This window comes from Flavobacterium xylosi (assembly GCF_042787345.1).
In the GTDB taxonomy this organism is placed as follows: domain Bacteria; phylum Bacteroidota; class Bacteroidia; order Flavobacteriales; family Flavobacteriaceae; genus Flavobacterium; species Flavobacterium xylosi.
The window spans coordinates 43,490-62,979 of the sequence record NZ_JBHZPZ010000001.1 but is presented as its reverse complement, the minus strand read 5'-3'; the positions used below and the strand labels follow the sequence as shown (position 1 = coordinate 62,979).

20 protein-coding genes are annotated in these 19,490 nt (G+C 31.1%); 7 read left to right on the top strand and 13 right to left on the bottom strand.

The window, feature by feature from the left end:
* Positions 1-34: 34 nt before the first annotated feature.
* The 3 genes from ACFX5E_RS00265 to ACFX5E_RS00255 all read right to left on the bottom strand — a co-directional run bounded on the left by ACFX5E_RS00265 (position 35) and on the right by ACFX5E_RS00255 (position 1,309).
* Positions 35-280, bottom strand: a complete 246-nt coding sequence (locus ACFX5E_RS00265; RefSeq protein ID WP_379853158.1) for a hypothetical protein — start codon at positions 278-280, stop codon at positions 35-37.
* Positions 281-444: 164 nt separating this feature from the next.
* Positions 445-885 carry a KTSC domain-containing protein gene (locus ACFX5E_RS00260; RefSeq protein WP_379853157.1) on the bottom strand — a complete coding sequence of 147 codons (441 nt, stop codon included), beginning with the start codon at positions 883-885 and terminating at the stop codon, positions 445-447.
* 175 nt (positions 886-1,060) lie between these two features.
* Positions 1,061-1,309 carry a hypothetical protein gene (locus ACFX5E_RS00255; protein ID WP_379853156.1) on the bottom strand — a complete coding sequence of 83 codons (249 nt, stop codon included), beginning with the start codon at positions 1,307-1,309 and terminating at the stop codon, positions 1,061-1,063.
* A 92-nt stretch (positions 1,310-1,401) separates the two neighbouring features.
* On the opposite strand from ACFX5E_RS00255, the gene ACFX5E_RS00250 reads away from it, so the two are divergent.
* Positions 1,402-1,947 carry a hypothetical protein gene (locus tag ACFX5E_RS00250; protein WP_379853155.1) on the top strand — a complete coding sequence of 182 codons (546 nt, stop codon included), beginning with the start codon at positions 1,402-1,404 and terminating at the stop codon, positions 1,945-1,947.
* A gap of 370 nt (positions 1,948-2,317) precedes the next feature.
* Here ACFX5E_RS00250 and ACFX5E_RS00245 read toward each other — a convergent pair whose 3' ends face one another.
* Positions 2,318-2,713, bottom strand: coding sequence for a response regulator (locus ACFX5E_RS00245; protein ID WP_379853154.1), 396 nt, complete (start codon positions 2,711-2,713; stop codon positions 2,318-2,320).
* The gene (locus ACFX5E_RS00240; protein WP_379853153.1) at positions 2,710-5,553 is read right to left on the bottom strand and encodes a PAS domain S-box protein; all 2,844 of its coding nucleotides are present in this window, start codon (positions 5,551-5,553) and stop codon (positions 2,710-2,712) included. The genes ACFX5E_RS00245 and ACFX5E_RS00240 overlap by 4 nt, the downstream gene beginning before the upstream one ends.
* A gap of 362 nt (positions 5,554-5,915) precedes the next feature.
* On the opposite strand from ACFX5E_RS00240, the gene ACFX5E_RS00235 reads away from it, so the two are divergent.
* The 6 genes from ACFX5E_RS00235 to ACFX5E_RS00210 all read left to right on the top strand — a co-directional run bounded on the left by ACFX5E_RS00235 (position 5,916) and on the right by ACFX5E_RS00210 (position 10,504).
* Entirely contained in the window at positions 5,916-6,068 is a 153-nt protein-coding gene (locus ACFX5E_RS00235) for a hypothetical protein (protein ID WP_379853152.1), read from the top strand.
* A gap of 11 nt (positions 6,069-6,079) precedes the next feature.
* Positions 6,080-6,322 (top strand): hypothetical protein, encoded by a 243-nt coding sequence (locus tag ACFX5E_RS00230; protein WP_379853151.1) that lies wholly within the window; start codon positions 6,080-6,082, stop codon positions 6,320-6,322.
* A 16-nt stretch (positions 6,323-6,338) separates the two neighbouring features.
* Positions 6,339-6,722: a YchJ family protein gene (locus ACFX5E_RS00225; RefSeq protein ID WP_379853150.1), complete on the top strand. Its 384-nt coding sequence runs from the start codon at positions 6,339-6,341 to the stop codon at positions 6,720-6,722.
* 307 nt (positions 6,723-7,029) lie between these two features.
* Entirely contained in the window at positions 7,030-8,148 is a 1,119-nt protein-coding gene (locus ACFX5E_RS00220) for a vWA domain-containing protein (RefSeq protein ID WP_379853149.1), read from the top strand.
* Between the two features lie 79 nt (positions 8,149-8,227).
* Entirely contained in the window at positions 8,228-9,691 is a 1,464-nt protein-coding gene (locus ACFX5E_RS00215) for a magnesium chelatase (RefSeq protein ID WP_379853148.1), read from the top strand.
* 219 nt (positions 9,692-9,910) lie between these two features.
* The gene (locus ACFX5E_RS00210) at positions 9,911-10,504 is read left to right on the top strand and encodes a 2OG-Fe(II) oxygenase (RefSeq protein WP_379853147.1); all 594 of its coding nucleotides are present in this window, start codon (positions 9,911-9,913) and stop codon (positions 10,502-10,504) included.
* A gap of 99 nt (positions 10,505-10,603) precedes the next feature.
* Here ACFX5E_RS00210 and ACFX5E_RS00205 read toward each other — a convergent pair whose 3' ends face one another.
* The 8 genes from ACFX5E_RS00205 to ACFX5E_RS00170 form a co-directional block, all read right to left on the bottom strand.
* A complete protein-coding gene (locus tag ACFX5E_RS00205; RefSeq protein WP_379853146.1) occupies positions 10,604-11,404 on the bottom strand; it encodes a GYF domain-containing protein in 801 nt (266 codons plus the stop codon).
* Positions 11,405-11,524: 120 nt separating this feature from the next.
* A complete protein-coding gene (locus ACFX5E_RS00200) occupies positions 11,525-12,676 on the bottom strand; it encodes a saccharopine dehydrogenase family protein (RefSeq protein WP_379853145.1) in 1,152 nt (383 codons plus the stop codon).
* 451 nt (positions 12,677-13,127) lie between these two features.
* The gene (locus ACFX5E_RS00195) at positions 13,128-14,150 is read right to left on the bottom strand and encodes a hypothetical protein (RefSeq protein ID WP_379853144.1); all 1,023 of its coding nucleotides are present in this window, start codon (positions 14,148-14,150) and stop codon (positions 13,128-13,130) included.
* Between the two features lie 9 nt (positions 14,151-14,159).
* On the bottom strand, positions 14,160-15,080 hold the full coding sequence (locus ACFX5E_RS00190) for a hypothetical protein (RefSeq protein WP_379853143.1): 921 nt from the start codon (positions 15,078-15,080) through the stop codon (positions 14,160-14,162).
* Between the two features lie 133 nt (positions 15,081-15,213).
* Complete coding sequence (locus ACFX5E_RS00185; RefSeq protein ID WP_379853142.1) at positions 15,214-15,612, bottom strand: hypothetical protein; 399 nt, start codon at positions 15,610-15,612, stop codon at positions 15,214-15,216.
* Positions 15,605-16,672, bottom strand: a complete 1,068-nt coding sequence (locus ACFX5E_RS00180; RefSeq protein WP_379853141.1) for a putative phage abortive infection protein — start codon at positions 16,670-16,672, stop codon at positions 15,605-15,607. The genes ACFX5E_RS00185 and ACFX5E_RS00180 overlap by 8 nt, the downstream gene beginning before the upstream one ends.
* 3 nt (positions 16,673-16,675) lie before the next feature.
* Complete coding sequence (locus tag ACFX5E_RS00175) at positions 16,676-18,916, bottom strand: AAA family ATPase (protein ID WP_379853140.1); 2,241 nt, start codon at positions 18,914-18,916, stop codon at positions 16,676-16,678.
* The gene (locus tag ACFX5E_RS00170) at positions 18,913-19,362 is read right to left on the bottom strand and encodes a P-loop NTPase family protein (protein ID WP_379853139.1); all 450 of its coding nucleotides are present in this window, start codon (positions 19,360-19,362) and stop codon (positions 18,913-18,915) included. Before ACFX5E_RS00170 ends, ACFX5E_RS00175 begins: the two co-directional genes overlap by 4 nt.
* Positions 19,363-19,490 lie beyond the last annotated feature (128 nt).

The following is a 19,490-nucleotide window of genomic DNA, read 5'->3' as shown; positions in this document are numbered from 1 at the left end:
AAAAGGTATGAATTAAATTTATTCTTCATAACGGTTAGCTTTGTTTTAAAAGTGCTACTTGGTTAATTTCACATTTTTTAATACTATAAATAGCATGTTCTAATTCATTTACAGTAATCTTAATGTCTAAATTCATTTCTCTCAACTTTTTATTAAGATCAGCGGATATAGGATTCGATTCAAGATCTAATTCTATTTGATATTTTTGCTCTTCCAAAATATCCAGTGTTTCTTTTGCTTTTTTATAATGAGATTTAAACAATTGGCAAGGATCATTCATAATTTTTATTTTGTAGGTTTATAATTACTTGGGGCCGCTAAAATACTAAATATAAGTCTATTATACAAGTATTGTTTTTGGTGCTATGAAAATAATTTACAAACTGCTTTAAAATAAAAAAGCACCCATTTGAAGGGTGCTTAGTAAGATTTTCTTAAAAAAAATTAATCTTGGTTAATTGTTTTTCTCCAAGTAAATGAATTAAGAATATGTCTTTTTGCAAATCTTCCGGGAGAATCTGCATTGACCATTTTCACGTAAGTTGCTTTTGGTACACTAATATACTCGTAAACACTACCATTTGAAAAATTGATAATCAATCGACCTTCAACAAACTTATAATCTGAAATTGTTGCAGTCGCAATAGTCTCAGTGTATTCTGGTAAGTTTTGTTTCTGTGTTTCAGGATTGATACTTACCAAGAAATGATACGCTTCAATAATTTTTTTACTATTTTCTTCAGCAGCTTTTAATCCAGCTTCATCACCCATAAATTTGTCAGGATGCGCTTCTTTCATCGCATTACGATAAATCGTTTTCAAATCTTTAAGCTCAGCAGTTTTGTCTACATTTAGTAGTTTGCGGTATTCAACTATTTTTTTCATAAATTTGGTAACTACTTGTCTTTTAATATAAAATCAATATAATTTGATTTCAAAATCAACAAATTTTTTGCAAAGGTACACTTTTTTTTAACTTTTTAGTTTATGACTAAAAAATTTTCAAAAAAAAAGTGACCAATATTTAGGCATTTTATTTGAAAATACGGTTCAACGATTTTTATTGTTGCGGTTTGTTATTTGCTTTATCAAAGTTTTTTGACTTTTTCTGATATTTATTATAGCTAATATCACTAGGGTTTTCGATTATGGATTTTATGGTAATCCAATCTCCTACAGTATGTTTAGCTTGAACCATTTTATAATCTAAAAGGTACGCACCACAAAAAAAATTGTTGTTTTCATCTTTTTCAATTATTCCGGTATACACCCCTTTTTGTAACATCTTTTCTTCTGAAGCTTTGGTCATGATCTATTTTATTTATTGAAATTCTAATTTGCAAAGTTAATCAAATATTAGTTGTCTTGTTCTATTTTAGACTTTCTGATTACCTTTGTTTTATGGAAAAAATATTTCGTCCCAATCCCAATTCATTCAAAAACACCTTTTGTGTGTTTCAGGAAGTTTCATTAAGTAGTTTGAAAGGATTGGTCGTACAATACCAAAGTAAATCAGGGAGCAGTTATTATTATTCTAAATCAGGAATGTATCGATTGTCAAATCATTGGGGCCGATTGGCTAACAGCAAATGGCGTTTACAGCCTTTAGAACCGGAATCTGAATCTAAAATTAAATTAGGTTTTGCACCTTGGGATAATTTTTATCCGGATAACGCGCTGGATGAATTGTATTATTTAGAAGCAAATTACTTAAAAAATACGGTTAACTACCAGCATAAAAACAATCCGAATTTTGATAATAAAGCCATACTTCGGACCAGTTTTGAAACCACAAAAAAAATTAAACAAATCAGGAATCTCTTTACTTTGACTTCTTGGGCAAAATATTTTGAATACGATGATTTAGATGCCTTGAGAAAAAAAATTATCGACGAATTGATCTTTACCAATAAAACTTTGGAGGAAATAAAGAGAGAAATAGTGTGATTTTAATAATCAATCTTTTCAATCTTAGGTTATTTCGTTGCATTAAAATTAATAGGACTGCCCGCTAAACGGACCTTGATTATTTTTTACTGTCATCAACAATGAGAGTAAGAGATTAAGAGTCAATGTTGTCCAAAAATTCTTAAAAAAACGCTAAATCTCATGGTTAAAACAGAACAAAGCCAACATCTCTTAACCTCTAAGTCTCACTGTTTAAAAATTATAATGGTTTTTTGCAAAATTCAATATTACAGGGGTTTACAAAGTATTTTTATAAGTTTTATTTTTAATAAACAGGTTGAAATATTTGTTAGGATTAGTAACGGACAGTCATAAAAAATTTACATCTAACAATTTTTACTATGATCCTTTAATCGTTGGAAGCAATTAATATTAAATCATTTATATTCACAGGTTTAGATAGATAACCTAAGATATCCGGATAGGTTTTTGATTTGTTTTTATCTTCTACTGCTATGGAAGAACTTACTACATAAACTATTATTTGTTTCGTGATTGAAGGTTTTAAAAGTGTCATTTCTTCCATAAACTCCCATCCATCCATAATTGGCATATTAATATCCAATAAGATTATATCTGGAAGTATTTCATTGTCATTTAATGAATTAGTCACTGCATCTAATGCTTCTTTCCCATTTTTGAAAGAAGATATAGTAGAGAACATTTCAGATTTTTGAATGATTTTATTAACTATAATTTGGTATATAGTATCATCGTCTATTACCCATATTGTTTTTTTTCTCATTGAATATAGATTTTAAATGTAGTCCCAATATTAGGTTCACTTTCTACAGTTATGTTACCTCCCATGGCGTCAATTTGATTTTTTGTAATAAATAGTCCAATTCCTTTTGCATCTGAATTATTGCTGAATGTTTTGTACATTCCAAAAATTTTATCCGCATTTTTTACTAGATCTATTCCAACTCCATTATCTGAAATTTGAAGCACATTCAAATCATTTTCGATAAGCCATTTTATTGAAATAGCTGGTTTTCGTTCCGGGTGTCTATACCGAATGGAATTTGAAATTATATTGTAGAGGATGCTTTCCAGATAAGCCGGATTGTAATTCACCATTACATTTTTTGGTATATCAGTAGTAATTGAAACATCACTCAGTGTTATTTGTTCCGTTAGGACATTTTGTACGGTATTTATATATTGGTTTAGATTTAAAGATTCCGACACTAAACCAATATTAGTTCTAATGTTTATGACTTCGTTTAAGTGAAGCATAGTTTCATTCAATGAATTCGAAATAGATTTCAATAATTGTATCATCTCATTTCTTTCTTGTTCTGATTCCGAAATTTCAATTAGATCCATAATTGACGAAATATTGCTGGTATGCGATCTTAAATTATGCGAAACAATATAGGAGAAATTCAGTAGTCTTTTATTTTGCTCCGTAACTAAATTGAAAGAATCCTTTAATTCTTTTTCGGCTACTTTAGTTTTGGTAATATCAATCATAATACCACGTAAACTTACTGCTTTGCCATTTTCGAAAACAACATTTACAATATCTCTTAGCCAGACAATAGAGCCGTCTTTAGCAATCATTCGGTATTCAAAATCATGGTTTAAATTTTGTTCTGTTTTAGAAGCACAAAAATCCAATGTCCATTGCTTGTCATTTTCATAAATATGATCAATCCAAAAAGTATCACTTGCGAGCCATTCTTCGGGAGTATAGCCTAATATTTTTTCGACCTTTTGACTAATAAATGAAAAGACAAGACCCTTGATTTGGCATTCCCAAACAATTCCATCTATTGTATTGATTAAAGATTCAGTTCTTATTCGTGCATCCAAAATAAGTTTTTCGCTTGCTTTCCGTTCCGTAATATCTTCAGTAGATACAATTACTCGTTGTAATGTTTCTTCATAACCGTTAATGACATTCCATCTTAAATCGATGTCACGAAACTCGCCTTTAAAATTTTTAATTTTGGTTTCATTAATTAATTGTTTTTCACCTTGTGTAATAACCAAGATCTGTTTTTTGAAATCATCAAAAATTGAAGGATCAATTAATTTTGCGAAGTCGGTTGTTAATTCCTCTTTAGTTTCAGCTTCATAGAGTTGAAGACTTGAATTGTTAACATCAATAACTTTGACTAGAGAAATACATTTATGAAGGACTCCGGGATACTGATTTAGATAATTATATACAGTTTCCTGGGTTTTATTTATAAGACCTAGTTCCTGCAGATAAATTTTTACTTTTGAGAAATCTTCTACCCATAAGGGTATAGGTGAATCATCAAACAAACTTTTAAAACGTGTTTCACTTTTTTTAATTAATTCTTCTGCTTCTTTTTTTAATGAAATGTCTTCAATAATAGCAATGTGGGTTGTGGGTGTCTCGTTGATATTCCAAAGAGGCGAAACAGTAAGTTTTGTCCAGATAACTGCATTTTTTTTTGTGAGATATCGTTTTTCCATTGAATATTCTCTGATTTTTCCTTCCTTTAATTTTTCCAGATTCATTAAATCTTCTTCCAGATCATCAGGATGGGTTACGGATTGAAAATTTTTCTTTTTCATTTCCTGTTCAGAATAGCCAAGTAAGTTGCAATATTGCTTATTTATTTCCAGAAAATTACCGGAATAAGAATCGATATAAGCAATCCCAACGGCGGCCTGATCAAAAATAGACTTGTATTTTATTTCATTATTAAAAAGTTTTGTTGCCTGGTTATGAACTAAAAGCTGTAATTCTTTTGGCATTTTTAAAAGAGCGTTTATAGCGAAACCAAAAAGGGCAGCAAAAATAAAACCTAAAATTGCTGGGATTAAAATTTGGTAGTACAGATAATTTTGGTGTTTAGAAATCAGGTATAATTTCCAGTCTCCATCTGGAATAGTTACTGAAATATTGTATTTTTTAGAAAAATCACTTTTATTAGGTAAGTAAAAAACTTCTTTTAAGCTAACCGGATTTTTTTTGGATAACTGAAAATAATATTTGGAGTCATCAACATTATTAATTCCGGAAGATTTTAATAATTTTTCTAATTTGATGATTACAGCCGAAAATCCCCAAAACTTATTATTCAGAAAAATAGGGAATCGCCCAACAATTCCTGTGCCGCCTTGTTTTAATTGCAAAGGACCGGCAAAATACATTTTTTGATTTGCAATCGATTTTAAAGCTTCTTCTTTGAGATAAGGCGAAGTTAAAATATTTAAATTCATTGCCGCCTCATTCCCTTTCAATGGATAAGTGTACTTAATCACTCCATTTGGAACTAATTGAACCGCACTAATACTGCTATTGGAATCCATTAGTTGCTTGCCTACATATTCGAAGTTTTGAGGGATACCATTGTCATTAATGGTTAATGCTAATGTCAGGGTGGTGGTATAACAGTTTTTGAGTGATTGGTCGATATTTTGATGAACAATTTGTAGCGTATTATTCATTTCCCTGCGCTCATCTTCTTTTATAATTCGATATTGCTGATAAACAGTATAGGCAATAATAAAACTCAAACAAATGAATACAAATAGACCTGCAGTTTTTGGCTTACGTAAAAACCAAGAGATAAATGTCGGCCATTTCTTTTTTAATACCATCTATGCAATTTGAAAGGCTTCCGGAAGCTAATTTAATTTAAGTTATAAATGTATATAAAAAAGTTTAATTAGCACCAGAGAATGTATGTATGTAATCAATTTTAGTTTGTTTGCATTAAATGTTTTTTGTAAATAATTAATTTATAGCGTTTTAAAAATTTAAAGTAAATAATTAATTTAATTCCTTTCCTTTTTTATAATGACGAATCCAATATTTAATGGTTTTTGAATTATTTTTTATAATTGATAATCAATAGTATAGTTAATCAGGATAAAAACAATCTGAATTTCAATAATAAACCCGAACTTTGCACAAGTTTTTGAATCAAATTATTGATTTTGATAATTAAAAGAAAAAGGCAATGAGCAGAAATAACGAAGGGAATATCAAGAAACACAACGATAAACTGCATAAAGCACAAGACAAAGCAAAGCAAGCGGAGAGAGATCGCAAAGAAAAATTAAAGCAGATTGTAAAAAAGTTCAACGAGACTAATTCTTCTGAGAATAATTAAAAAATAGTATTATGGAAAAAGATAGATTTAGCGCAATAAAAAATAACGTGCAGGAAATAATTGATTTCATTGCCGAAAAAAATGCGAGAGAGGCCAGCAATAAATTAGTTGAAGTGAGTGAGGAACTGGACGAATTGCTTGATTTTTCAGAAGACGATGAAGACCTAATGGAAATAAGTCGGTATCAAGTATTATTAAATCAATTGCATCAAAAAATAGTTGGACTTGACGGACAAGTAACCGGTACAATTTAAAAGGTTTATTAAAAAAATGATTCAAAAAAAATGCTTTTGCGGTTCCTCAAAATCGTTTCCGGAATGTTGTGAACCTTTTATTAATGGTACTCAAAAAGCGCCAACTGCTTTAGCTTTAATGCAATCTCGCTATTCCGCTTATGCCACACTTCAGGCAGATTATTTATTGGCTACAACACATGTTTCGGAAAGAAAATACCATTCTAAATCCGAAATTCTAAATTGGGCGACTTCAAATCAATGGCTTAAATTAGAAATTATAAATGCCACTGAGAATACGGTGGAATTCAAAGCTTATTTTTTGGGTGGCAAACTTCAAAAACAAATTCATCATGAACTTTCCACTTTCAAACTCGAAAATGGAAGTTGGTTTTATGTGGAGGGACAATTTTTTAATTAATTTTCTCTTTAAACTGCTTAAACCCTTTGGGAGTTATTCAAATTCTATTTTTTTAAAACACATAGAAACATAGTTTCTATATATTTTAAACAAGACGTTTCACTTTATTATAGTAAATCATAGCTTTGTTGACCCAAGAATTGGGCTATCACATTCTTTTTGCTATGTTTCTATGCGTTTATTTTTGTATTTCTTTAAAATTATTAATTACATCCAAAGGGTTACTTAATATTGTCTTTGTGTTTTTAACTAAAAATTAATAAACGTTTTTTGAAGTACATTTCTAAATGGTGTAATTTTAACCATTATGAAAAATGACAATAAAAAAGGTTTTTATTTCAAGCAATACGAAGCCCCATTTCAGTCTCCATTTGATAAACTCTTTGGGATTTTCAAAGAATTAATCACACACACTTCAGGAGATTTTGATGAAGCAATTGATTGGTTGCGGGAATTAGACAAAGAATATAAACTTACCGATGAACACTATACCATTGATGATTTTATCGAAGATTTAAAGAAAAAAGGCTACATCCGCGATGAACTCAAAGACGATGGAACTTCGGGAATTGGAATTACTGCAAAAACGGAACGCGCTATTAGACAACAGGCTTTAGATACCATTTTTGGCAATTTAAAACGTTCCGGAAGTGGGAATCACAAAACGAAACATTCCGGTAATGGGGACGAACATACGGGAGAATTTCGGGAATTTCATTTTGGAGATGGTTTGGAACGAATCTCGTTGACCGAAAGTTTGCGCAATGCCCAAATCAATAATGGTGTAGCAGATTTTATGTTGACCGAAAATGATTTAGTTGTCGAAGAGACCCAATTCAAATCCCAAATGAGTACCGTTTTGATGATTGATATCAGTCACAGTATGATATTGTATGGCGAAGACAGAATCACTCCGGCCAAAAAAGTGGCGATGGCTCTTGCCGAGTTGATTACGACACGTTATCCAAAAGATACTTTAGATATTTTGGTTTTTGGAAATGATGCCTGGACTATTGCAATTCGGGATTTACCGTATTTAAAAGTGGGACCTTTTCACACCAATACGGTTGCCGGTTTACAGTTGGCCATGGATATTTTGCGTCGAAAACGTAATACCAACAAACAAATTTTCATGATTACTGATGGAAAACCAAGTTGCGTGCGTGAAAAAGACGGTTCTTATTATATGAACAGTAACGGACTCGACGAATATATTGTGGACAAATGCTACAATCAGGCGCAACAAGCAAGGAAATTACATATTCCCATTACGACTTTCATGATTGCTAATGATCCCTACTTGCAGCAGTTTGTCAATCGATTTACAGAAGCCAATCAGGGAAAAGCATTTTACACCGGATTGAAAGGACTTGGAGAAATGATTTTTGAAGATTATGAAACAAATCGTAAAAAAAGAATAAAATAGCAGTCAGTTTACAGTCTCAGTTGTCAGTTGGGGCACAGTCCTGAACAAATTGACAATCAATAACAATTATAATAGCAATATGAAAATAGAAAACATAAAAACACTCGGAGAATTAAAAAAAGCTGGATACGAAAGCAAAAGCATCAAAGATGAATTGCGTTCCAATCTTAGAGAAAAAATAAAATCCGGAAAACCAACATTTGAAGGTGTTCACGGTTTTGAAAATACCGTTATTCCAGAATTGGAACGAGCTATTTTGTCTCGCCACAATATTAATTTATTAGGTCTTCGTGGTCAAGCCAAAACGAGACTGGCACGTAAAATGGTAGAATTATTGGACGAATACATTCCGTTTGTCACCGGTTCAGAAATAAATGATGATCCTTTGAAACCGATTTCGCGTTTTGCAAAAGATATAATCGAAATCAAAGGAGATGAAACTCCAATTTCATGGTTGCACAGAAGCGACCGTTTTTTCGAAAAATTAGCCACGCCAGATGTTACCGTTGCGGATTTAATAGGTGATGTTGATCCTATAAAAGCTGCGAATTTGAAACTGTCTTATGCAGATGATCGTGTGATCCACTTCGGGATGATTCCAAGAGCGAATCGTTGTATTTTTGTAATCAATGAATTACCTGATTTACAAGCGAGAATTCAAGTAGCGCTTTTCAATATTTTACAGGAAGGTGATATTCAGATTCGAGGTTTCAAATTAAGAATGCCGCTGGATTTGCAGTTTGTTTTCACCGCAAATCCAGAAGATTATACCAATCGAGGTAGCATTGTAACGCCATTAAAAGACAGAATAGGTTCTCAAATCTTAACACATTATCCCGATACGATAAAAATTGCCAGAACAATTACGGAACAGGAAGCTAAAATGGATGCTACTCAAAGTGATATGGTTTATGTTCCTTCGTTAGCCAGAGATTTATTGGAACAAATCAGTTTTGAAGCACGCGAAAGCGAGTATATTGATAATAAAAGTGGAGTGAGTGCCAGATTGAGTATTACTGCTTTAGAGAATTTATTAAGTACCGCAGAAAGAAGAGCTTTGAAATCTGGAGAAGATAAAACCACTTTGCGTTTGTCTGATTTCATGGGAATAATTCCTGCGATTACCGGAAAAGTGGAATTGGTTTATGAAGGAGAGCAGGAGGGAGCTGCTCAAGTAGCCCAACATTTATTAGGGGATGCCATTCATACTTTTTTTCCTGCCTATTTTCCAAAAATTGAAAAACTAGAAAAACAAGACGAAAAAACACCTTATACGGATATCATCGAATGGTTTTTTGCCGAAAGTGGTTTCGAATTATTAGATGATTGTTCAGATGAACAGTATCAAAGAATTCTGGGAAGTATTGTGCCACTTGAAGTTTTAATCAAGAAATACCAGCCGGAAGTAGAAAAAGAAGATAAGTTTTTTATGAAAGAATTCATTCTTTGGGGATTAGTAGAGTATAAAAAACTGAGCAAAGATCGCTTTGCCGATGGATACCAATTTAAAGATATTTACGGAAGTTATATCAGTAAATTATAAAAAACGACTATTTTTTTAGTAGATAAGTCATTTAAGGAATTATTAGTTTTTGGTTTCTTAAATGACTTAAACGTTTTAACTTGAAATTGTAATTTTGTATTTTTATTGCCACAGCTATTAACTAAACATTTAATTTTTTATTTATTCTAGAATCAGACGCTAACGGTTTTATTTAGTTTACCTTGTCCGTTGGCGGTATTTGCAGTCAACAAAAAAGATATGGAAAATAGTTTTGAGGATTTAATTGCCTCTTATATTGAAAATAAAGTGGGAATATCCGAACATTTTTTAAGTGATGCGTTGGCCAATAGCTTAAAGCAAAATTTACTTGCACTAAACCAACAGAGTTTGTTGATAGAAGCGGGAACAGGCAACTCAGAAGCTGTTTCTTACGATAGCGCAGTGAGAAGCGATTCTATTTATTGGTTGGATATAAAACATAATAATGTTTTCGAAAACGAATTTTTCACCCAAATCGAAGCTTTTATAACCTATTTGAATTTAAGTTGTTATACCGGAATTACAGGATATGAGTTTCATTATTCCTTGTATGAAAAAGGTGATTTTTATTTAAAGCATTTGGACCAGTTCAAAAATAACCCCAGCCGAAAATACTCTATGATCAGTTATTTGAATAGTGATTGGCAGGAAAGTGACGGAGGTGAGTTGTTGATTCATCAACTGAACAACAATCAAAAAATTGCGCCTACTCAGGGCAAAACGGTTTTCTTCAAAAGTGACGAACTAGTTCACGAGGTTTTGGTAACCCAAAATACCCGAATGAGCATTACGGGATGGTTGAAGTGTGATTGATTGCTTTACGGATAAACAATAATGATTTTTATTTGTATATCGGGCCTATTAATTACCCGTAAAACAATGATCTTAAAAAGATAAAAGTAAAAATTGAAGCTAATCTACATCACTAACACCGTTTACTTTTGGTTGTGTTTTTTCCAATTCTAAGTATAATTGGTCTTTTTCTTTTCTGAGTTTTTCAATTTCACTTATCCAGTGCTCGATATCTCTTTGAATTAAACTGATATCATCATTTTTTTCATCGGTTGTTCTTAAGAATTCAAAGTCATTTGCCTCAATTAATTTATTTTTTGCCTGTTCTAAATTTCGAATATCATCAAGAAGTATTTTCTGAATCTCCAAAAGTCTGCTGCTTAGTTTTTGGCTTCTTTCCACTGAAAGTCTTTCCGCTTCTTTTCGCTCTTGCTCTGCAATACGTATTTTTTGTTCTTCAATTTCTTTTTCTTGTAACTGAAATTGTTGATTATTTCTTTCGGTTACTGTATTTTTTTCTTCTAGTAAATTTTTTCTATTTTCTTCAAAAAGATTAAAACTTACGGTTCCAATGATTAAAACCAAAGCAATTGCAATTGGAAAAAATATCTCTCTTTTTATTCCTAAAATTTTGGGATTTGGGACTTCTTTTTCGATGACATCTTCTATCTTTTTTACTCTACTATTTTCAGTATTATTTTCTAGCTCTTTTGGCGCTTGAGAAGCAGTAATTATAGGTTTTAAAGGCGGAGGTGTTACTGTTAAAAGACTTTTTAATTCCGCTACTTCTCCTGCATATTTCCAATCTTCCATTCCTTGGCACCAAACGGGAGTCATTTTTGTGATTTTTTTGCTTTTTAATTCGTCTAGTCCAAATGGACCGATACTTTCATTTCCGTTATGGATGTAATAGGTATTCATTTATTGATGCTTATGTATTTGTAGATTTGCTGCTTTTTGAATATTCAAAAGTACAAAACAAATCGCTTTTTTCTATATAGTTTTTATTTGAATGTTTGTGCCGCTATATTCAATAGAAAATTAAGAAGTTTTCATTTTTCCGTAAACTCGCACAATATAATTTCCGTTTAAAAATGCTATTGGGTCAATTTGACTTTGTAAAATGACTCCATTATGTGGATTTTCAAGCAATAATTGTGCCGCCTGTACTAATGGTGCTGCCGTAGTGGTTTGTATAGCTCTCAATTGCTGCCTTCCTACTTTTTGAGGAAGGATGCGTTTGGCAATTTCTCTCCTGCGTAAAACACCATCAACATCTTTACCTTCGACCGCAACATATAAAACAATTTGGTCGTCTTGTATATGCGGTATGATAGCTTCCATTTTTTGCTGTAAAGCTATAACTGAATTAGATGAATTTCCTAAATTCAAAAGTTGCTCCTGTATCCATGCATAATGTCCGGGATGACGAAGTGTTTTGTAATCAAGCGAACGCACTTTTCCGGATAATGCGTCTGGTAAATCGGCAGCACCGCCTGAAGTAAGGTCTTCTTCATAAGTTATGCCATCAATGATAATAGTTTTTCTTTCTGATAATGACGGCAGGGTTGTTTTTATAAAGTTTCTAATTACAATGGTATCTTCCAGATATTCGGTGGCAACACCCACCGGACTCCAAGTAAAGCCATAATAATGTGGAAAGACAGCATGTTTGGTAAGCGCGCCAACTTTAAATTCAAGCTTGTCTACTTTGTCTACTTTGAAATCAGAACAAAACTCTTGAAAAAGCCCGTTTGCCAGTAAATCTATATAGCCGGGAGCAAGACCTGTCTGAAGTATAAAACCTGTTTTGGCACCTTTTGCCAAAGCGATAATTTCTTCAGTTTCGGAAACATATTCGGTAAGGTTAGCGTAATGCAGATTAAAATCTTTGGCAAACTGAGCGATTCGTGGTGCTTGGCTTCCCGGTAGGCAGTCGAGGATGATGTCTCCCTGACCTAAGATTGCTTTCATTTCATCCGTTAGGCCAGATTCTGCAAGGTGAAAGTCCTTAATGGAGCCGGATTTCGTTGTTCCTTCTTGAATCCAATCAACTATTTTTTTTGCTTTTGAATGGGTTCTGTCACCAATAAAAAGGCTGGGAGTGACTTCGCTCCATTCCATCAATAGTAAACCGACGGCTTCGGCAATTCCTCCGGCTCCTGCAATAATAATATTGAAGTGCTTTTTCATATCTTAAAGATACAATTTTTTCTTGATTTAGTATTTGGGATTGTTTAGTAATTTGTGGATTATGGAAGCAGGATCACTGTTAAGGATAGCAATGAAAAGCACGCAAGGGAAGGAGCTCTTTATAAAACAAACCCCGAAACAGCGATTAAAGGAAGCTCGTCTCGGGGTTATATTTTATGGGCAACTTCCTGCGGACTTGAAGTGAATAGCCTGCTCGGACAGCAAAAAAATTACTTTCCGATACAGAAATTAATATCCTATATTTAATAGTACTTAATAGCTTATGAGGTACAATATAGGAATGACAAATATGATTTTTTTACAGAAATTAGCACTTTTTTTGTCAAAAAGACATCGTAGGTTAATTATCCAGTAATCATTCCTTATTTTTATTTGCAGAGCCAGCACTTTACAAAGATATAAATAAAATTATCCTTGTGTGTAACTGACATTATTTTTGATATTTATTTATTAGAACTTTTTTTCTGTATTCTAATAGGTTGTGTATTTTTCTTTCCCAATTTTCGGGTAAGATTGGTTCGAGCCAATTTATTTCATTATACCATTCAGGCACAAAATTTTCATTAAAATTTTTTTCTGCATAAAAATTATTTCCATACAAATCTATATGACGTTTATAAAAAGAAATTTTGATTGATTCAAATTTGTCTGTAGGTTTCATCAATCCATTAGGGATAAGAACAACATTTGAAGCGGAAGTAAAAAAAGCATATGGCATTTTATTTTCGTCAAACTCATCAAATACTTTTTTTTCTAGTTTTTTTTCATCCTTTTTATGACCAAAAACATGTGCTAATTCAAATTTTGCTAGACCACTTTTTGACCACATATTTCCTTCATATGGTTTATTCATAGATAAAAATGCCCATATATGTCGTGGAAATGTATTGTCATTTAAGATTGTGTAATCTGCCTGATTAATATTGTTTTTCCATTTCCCAATTTTTTCCTTATTTATATTTCGTCTAACTCCGGGAAATAAACAATCTGAGCCTTCATAAAAAAAACTATTAATGTCCAAATTACCACAAGCGTCTTTAAATTCATTTTTAAAATCAATATTTGATTGAACTATTTTATCAATAATAGCTGGATGTATATGGTGACAAACTTTTCCTAATTCAATGGCTATAGTTTTTTCAACAGACGTAGAATGATCAGGAAATTCATAAATATTTTTATTATTGATTGTTTTATTAATACTTATCTTATTATCCGTATATTGAATTAAACTCCTTCTAGAAGAAAGATTGTCTCGAGTAGAATTTGAAAATAACTGATAATATTTCCCGTTCGGTGATGTAATCTGAGTTTTATACCAAGCCCAATGAGTTTTTTTCCATGCACTTTCTGGAAATTTTTCAAATATTAATTTTGATATTTCGTTAAAATCTACAATTCCGTCATTTTTGTTAATATACAAAAACAAATAATCTTTTATCGTTTCTTTCATACAGTTTCCCTACTTATTAAACAGCTCCAATGTCTTTATCAAAATACGGTTATCTATTTCTTCAGTACTTCCATCGGGCATGCCTCCATCAGCATAATAAGTGTTTAAATGGATGTTTTCATAGATTTCAGCAAAACGTTTGAAGTCTTTTAATTGATGTTCTTCATCATATTCCCAGGCGTTCATATAGGCATTTACTTTTTCAATAGCAAAATCTATTGATTCTTCATCGTCTGATATTCCAAATCTTCTCTTTATATCTACCAGTGCAGAACCATATTTTTCAGCATACTCTCGGGCATATTCAATATTTTTATTTTCAGTGATGGCTTTGTCGTAAGCAAAGGCGTATTCCTCGCAATATATTTCATGGAAGCCTCCATCTGCTTTATAGTCAGCAAATTTATCGGCGTAGACTTCTGATTTTCCCAAGGCAATTTGTTCTTTGTAGCTATTAGAGTAAAATCTTGCTTTTTCAATTCGACCTTCAACATCATCAAGAACCTCAAATAAATAGAGATAGTGTTTTTCAAAATATTCATCACCGCCAAGTGATTTGCAAAGAATTTGTAATTCTTTTTTTGCTAAATCAGGATTTATGCTTTCTAACTCGGAGTGAGTGAAATAAATAGCCCTTTCTCCATCTTCAGTACTTCGAGCTAATTCATGTGCCCATTCTTCACCGTGTCCTTTTTCTATAAGTTCTAAATATGGTTTTATAAAATGGTTTGTGCACCAAAGAGCACTTTTTTTAATAGAATCGCCTTCTTCAAAATCATCATCTTCATAATTTTTCATATCGTTATAAAGTTCATCAAAGCAAACTTTATAATAGCCTAAAAACTTTGGGTAGAATTTCTCATGTATATTATCTTGCTTGAAGATTACAATCAATTCTGACTCTGTATGAGGTATTTTTTTATCGTTCATTTTTTTATATGTTTCAATCAATTATCGTATAACTAGTACTTTTAATCTTATATGTTTATATATCACTTAAAAGATCAAAGTGCTTAACCATATATTTTTTAATGATTTACTAATAATAAATTGCGTTCATTTTTTATGTTAATTTATAATCATCCCAAGTCATTATATCTAAATTTCCAATAATTTTTACCATAAACGAAATTCCCAAATCAGTAAGTTGACCTACAAATTCAAACTCACCCATCGAATGAAATTTATGAAGTTTTGCAGGGACTAAAAAGCTATTACTGTAAACAACGGTACATTTATCACCGTACTCATTTACCTCATTAAAATAATTTTCTTGCATAGGTTCATTAATACCATTATAATCAGTAGTAGTTATCATTGCACCAACAAAATCATAACCATTAAGGTAATCATAAAAAATAATAAAATGACCTCTTTCGTTATGACCGTCAACAATTTTTGCTTTATGATTTTCTTGACCTTTTAAAATATAACCGCTCTTACAATCTTTAATATTAATCATCTTTCCAATCTTCATATTCAAATAGTGGATCTTTATCTCTATCTTTTTCTTTTCTAAAATATCCATTTAAATCAAAGATTTCTTCAAGTTTAAAGTCTTCAAAAATTATATCTTGATAAAGATTATGTATCATCCTATAGTCAGTAAAGAATTTATTTTTTTTTGAGTTATCTTTACTTTCTTCATCTGCCTCTTCCCATTTAAATCCGAAATTTGATTTCCAATTGTAGAACAACATTACCTGTTCTGGATTGGATAATTGTGCTCTTAATATTCTTAAATATTTACGTTGCTCTTCATAAGATATAAAGCTTTCATCCTGAGTAGCGACGAACTTAACCATTTGAAAAAGATGCCTGTATAAATGTGCTAAATAAGTGGCGTGCCCTTCAATTTTTTCAAATTGAAGACTACCTTTAGTTTTTTTTATTTTATCATAAAACTCTCTGTCTTTTGTTTTGCTTTTTGGAGGTCTTTTATTCGAGGATACATAAAAGTTTTTTTTGTCGTCATCTCCGAGCCCGAAAAAATATAAGTGATAAGCTTTCTTTAACCAAAAATCCTTATCCATATCCTCAAAAACAATCTTTGCCGCATTATAATTTATTTCTAACTCCCTAACGTGGTGTTCAAAAGCTTTTCTACCATTTATGTCGATAATAGCTATTTGATTATTTTTAAAAGACTGAATGACAGTTTTAGTTTCGGAAACGGAAACCTCATTTACATTCTCTTTATGTAATCGAAGCATTTCATAAAACTGACTTTCAAATTGTTGAATTCTAAACTGTTTTTGAACTTCTTGATTGGCTTTATATTGAATGTAAAAAGCCATAAAAGTTAATATGGAAGCTGAAATTGCAATAAATGGATTCATTAATCCTCCAATTGTATCACCAATAGCACCTCTAGCTGTGAAATCTAAATTATCTGTAAATGCTGGTTGGGTAAATATGTAGGGAGCAATAAACGAAACCAACAAAAATAAAATTGTGAAGAACAATCCAATAGGGATATAGTATTTCTTTATCAATGATAACGTGTCTTTAAAAAATGTCATACTTTATAATAATTTTAATATTTGACTTATTGCATCAAAATCTATAAATGCTCTAACTTCTGCTTCATTAGTAAATGTTTTTTCAAAATCACCATTTCCGTGATGTCCTTTGTTTGAAACATCATCAAATAAATCAGATAAAACTGCAGGCATAGTTCTATTTTTTTTGTTAACCCATAGTTTAATATTATTCTTCTGGATTTTAATATCAAATACGTTTTTCCCGTTTAGTTTAAAGGCAATATATTCTACTTTGGGAATGATTTCAATGTCCGAGTTTTTATCTTGAATTTCGGCCTTCAATAATTTATAAATACTTTTAATAGGGCCCTCTTTACCTTTTAAATGTTGATTTTCAGAAACTGTTCTTCCCGTTCTGCTTCCTTTTTTTATATTCTGGAATAGTATTACCTCTTTTACGATTGGTGAATTTTCCGTCTTTTTTTCAACCTCTTCAACTTCAACTTCAACTTCAACTTCAACTTCTCTTCGATCCTCTTTGATTAGTATAACTTCCGGAATTACAACTTTACCAACTGGATTTGGAGTAGTAAAAGCTTTTATCGACTTTATTAAATCAAATATTTTTCTAAAATGTACAAAATCTTCCTTATCAAAGTTTTTTGAATTATCAGCTAATACGTTTTTAGAATTTTCTTTAATATCCTTGTTTATATCCTCAATTGATTTATTAGAAAAGTGGCCAATAGATTTGTTGAGTGCTTCTTTGAAAGCTTCTTCGTATTTCTCTGGAACAAACATATTTTCTATAGTACAATCCTTTGTGAAACCGACAGGTTTTATAAGTGGAAAAGCAAAAAAGTGATTGTGCTCTGTCTTGTCTTTTTTAAGCTTTCTGTACCCGTAATTATTACTATCGGGTTCAAAACCCGCTTTATTTAATGTTGTGGTTCCTGCATTATCATTATCATAAATACCGATATAGATTACATCATTTTGAATATTAGCCTCATACAATCCGTTCATAAAAGGATGAATTTTACTTTCACCACCTAATGAAAATATGTCAAAATTCAAAGTAGGATATTCATCACTCAATTTGTTATAAGCGTTTACAATATGTAATTTGTCGTGTTTGCCTTCAACTAACAATATTATAGGTTTTTTTGAAGAGAGAAAAGAATTTTGTTGATGCTTATTCCAAAAATCGCCTGCCACACCTTGTATTATGTCTTGACGATTTTTATCCTCAATTTTACCACTATTAAGCATGTATACGTTTTCATCTTTCATGCACTGTGTGAGCGTTGGGGAATGGGTGGTAATAATTATTTGGCGATTGTGTTGATACGGCTCAAAACTTTTAGTAATTTGCTCCTTATTATTGATATGTATATGCGAATCAGGTTCGTCAAGTATAAAAATGCTATCCTCTTGTCCTGCAAATTCTAAAGCTCCCTTGATAAGTAGTAATTTTTTTTCACCTTCACTAAAATCAGCAACCGTTAAAAAATCATTAAATTCAATAACAATATCATTGATTATTTTAGAGTCTTTTGGAGAATATGCCAAATATAAATATTTATATAAATCATCAGCGATGTATCCTTTTTCTGAAAGTAAAGTTCTAAATTCTTCTAATTCATATTCGGCTTTTACATCAATATCACGTACGAGCCTTAAAGCCTTATTGTCATTGTATTTTTCGTAATTTTTTTTAATAAAATCAATTTTTATTTTATTTACCTTATCTATTTTCAAAACATTTTTTACAAAATCTTTATTATCCTTAGATGTTGAAATCAATAGACTAAGTAATGAAATATTCCAATAGAATTTGTTTAAAAATAGCATTTTTGGTAATTCTGAATATTCAGTACCTTGAGTTTGAGCTTTGTTGATGTTATTTACAAATTCTAAATAAAATGGACCAAAACACTCATCAAACAAACGAGCTTCCTCTCCACTATAAATAGCAATAACTTTTTGAGGTAAATAATTTGACAAATCACTAACAGGTTTATCATCCAATAAAAAGGTTCTTGTTTTTCCTTTTTTTTCAATTATAATTCTATTCTTTTTGGAAGTTTCGTATTCAATAAAATAATCAAAATTTATAGTATATTTGCTAACAAAAAGACTTCTGAAAATATGGCTTATAGCTTCCAATAAATTACTTTTACCACTACCATTACTACCGATGAAAGCGATTATATCAGAACTGTGAATAAGTTCGGCTTCAAGATTTTTATATCCGTTAATCTTTAAATTAATTATTTTCATATAGTACTATTCATTATTTGGCTAATTAAATCAACGATATGAATTGCAGAGGCCTGATTGAATTCGTTACGCTCAATTTCAGTTGATTGTATTCTATAATTGGTTGCTTTTATTAGTCTGAAATCATTTTTTATAGCTTCTTCTCTCAGGAATTTATCCACATTATTATAAACTCTACTTGCAGCGATAATTATTGAACATTTATCAAAACATTGATCTAAATGATTTTCTAGAAAATCATTTAGATCATCCCCCATACTTGAAATTCCTATTTGAAGCCCATTGCAAGTAAATATTTCGAAAATTTCACCTTTAGGTAAAGGCAAACTATATTTATGAATAGTATTAACGTACTTTTTCTCTAATTCGTGACGGATTATTTTGATAGTGGTTGTTTTACCACTACCAGCCTTACCCCAAACTTGAATAATTGTTTTTTGTTTCATTCTTTATAATAAGTAAATAATTGATTTTCAAGTTCTAAAATGCATGGTTTAAAAAATTATTTTTTAAGTCCATCTTTTGAAAGCATAAACAAACGATTGATTTTGCCAAAAAAAAGATTATAGAACAT

Excerpts from the sequence above, each read along its gene's own strand:
- ACFX5E_RS00255 (WP_379853156.1), bottom strand. The coding sequence starts at position 1,309 with ATGACCAAAGCTTCAGAAGAAAAGATGTTACAAAAAGGGGTGTATACC.
- ACFX5E_RS00175 (WP_379853140.1), bottom strand. The coding sequence starts at position 18,916 with ATGAAAATAATTAATTTAAAGATTAACGGATATAAAAATCTTGAAGCC.
- ACFX5E_RS00225 (WP_379853150.1), top strand. The coding sequence starts at position 6,339 with ATGATTCAAAAAAAATGCTTTTGCGGTTCCTCAAAATCGTTTCCGGAA.
- ACFX5E_RS00240 (WP_379853153.1), bottom strand. The coding sequence starts at position 5,553 with ATGGTATTAAAAAAGAAATGGCCGACATTTATCTCTTGGTTTTTACGT.
- ACFX5E_RS00205 (WP_379853146.1), bottom strand. The coding sequence starts at position 11,404 with ATGAATACCTATTACATCCATAACGGAAATGAAAGTATCGGTCCATTT.
- ACFX5E_RS00265 (WP_379853158.1), bottom strand. The coding sequence starts at position 280 with ATGAATGATCCTTGCCAATTGTTTAAATCTCATTATAAAAAAGCAAAA.
- ACFX5E_RS00180 (WP_379853141.1), bottom strand. The coding sequence starts at position 16,672 with ATGACATTTTTTAAAGACACGTTATCATTGATAAAGAAATACTATATC.
- ACFX5E_RS00170 (WP_379853139.1), bottom strand. The coding sequence starts at position 19,362 with ATGAAACAAAAAACAATTATTCAAGTTTGGGGTAAGGCTGGTAGTGGT.
- ACFX5E_RS00200 (WP_379853145.1), bottom strand. The coding sequence starts at position 12,676 with ATGAAAAAGCACTTCAATATTATTATTGCAGGAGCCGGAGGAATTGCC.
- ACFX5E_RS00250 (WP_379853155.1), top strand. The coding sequence starts at position 1,402 with ATGGAAAAAATATTTCGTCCCAATCCCAATTCATTCAAAAACACCTTT.
- ACFX5E_RS00235 (WP_379853152.1), top strand. The coding sequence starts at position 5,916 with ATGAGCAGAAATAACGAAGGGAATATCAAGAAACACAACGATAAACTG.
- ACFX5E_RS00190 (WP_379853143.1), bottom strand. The coding sequence starts at position 15,080 with ATGAACGATAAAAAAATACCTCATACAGAGTCAGAATTGATTGTAATC.
- ACFX5E_RS00230 (WP_379853151.1), top strand. The coding sequence starts at position 6,080 with ATGGAAAAAGATAGATTTAGCGCAATAAAAAATAACGTGCAGGAAATA.
- ACFX5E_RS00210 (WP_379853147.1), top strand. The coding sequence starts at position 9,911 with ATGGAAAATAGTTTTGAGGATTTAATTGCCTCTTATATTGAAAATAAA.
- ACFX5E_RS00260 (WP_379853157.1), bottom strand. The coding sequence starts at position 885 with ATGAAAAAAATAGTTGAATACCGCAAACTACTAAATGTAGACAAAACT.
- ACFX5E_RS00215 (WP_379853148.1), top strand. The coding sequence starts at position 8,228 with ATGAAAATAGAAAACATAAAAACACTCGGAGAATTAAAAAAAGCTGGA.
- ACFX5E_RS00185 (WP_379853142.1), bottom strand. The coding sequence starts at position 15,612 with ATGATTAATATTAAAGATTGTAAGAGCGGTTATATTTTAAAAGGTCAA.
- ACFX5E_RS00245 (WP_379853154.1), bottom strand. The coding sequence starts at position 2,713 with ATGAGAAAAAAAACAATATGGGTAATAGACGATGATACTATATACCAA.
- ACFX5E_RS00195 (WP_379853144.1), bottom strand. The coding sequence starts at position 14,150 with ATGAAAGAAACGATAAAAGATTATTTGTTTTTGTATATTAACAAAAAT.
- ACFX5E_RS00220 (WP_379853149.1), top strand. The coding sequence starts at position 7,030 with ATGAAAAATGACAATAAAAAAGGTTTTTATTTCAAGCAATACGAAGCC.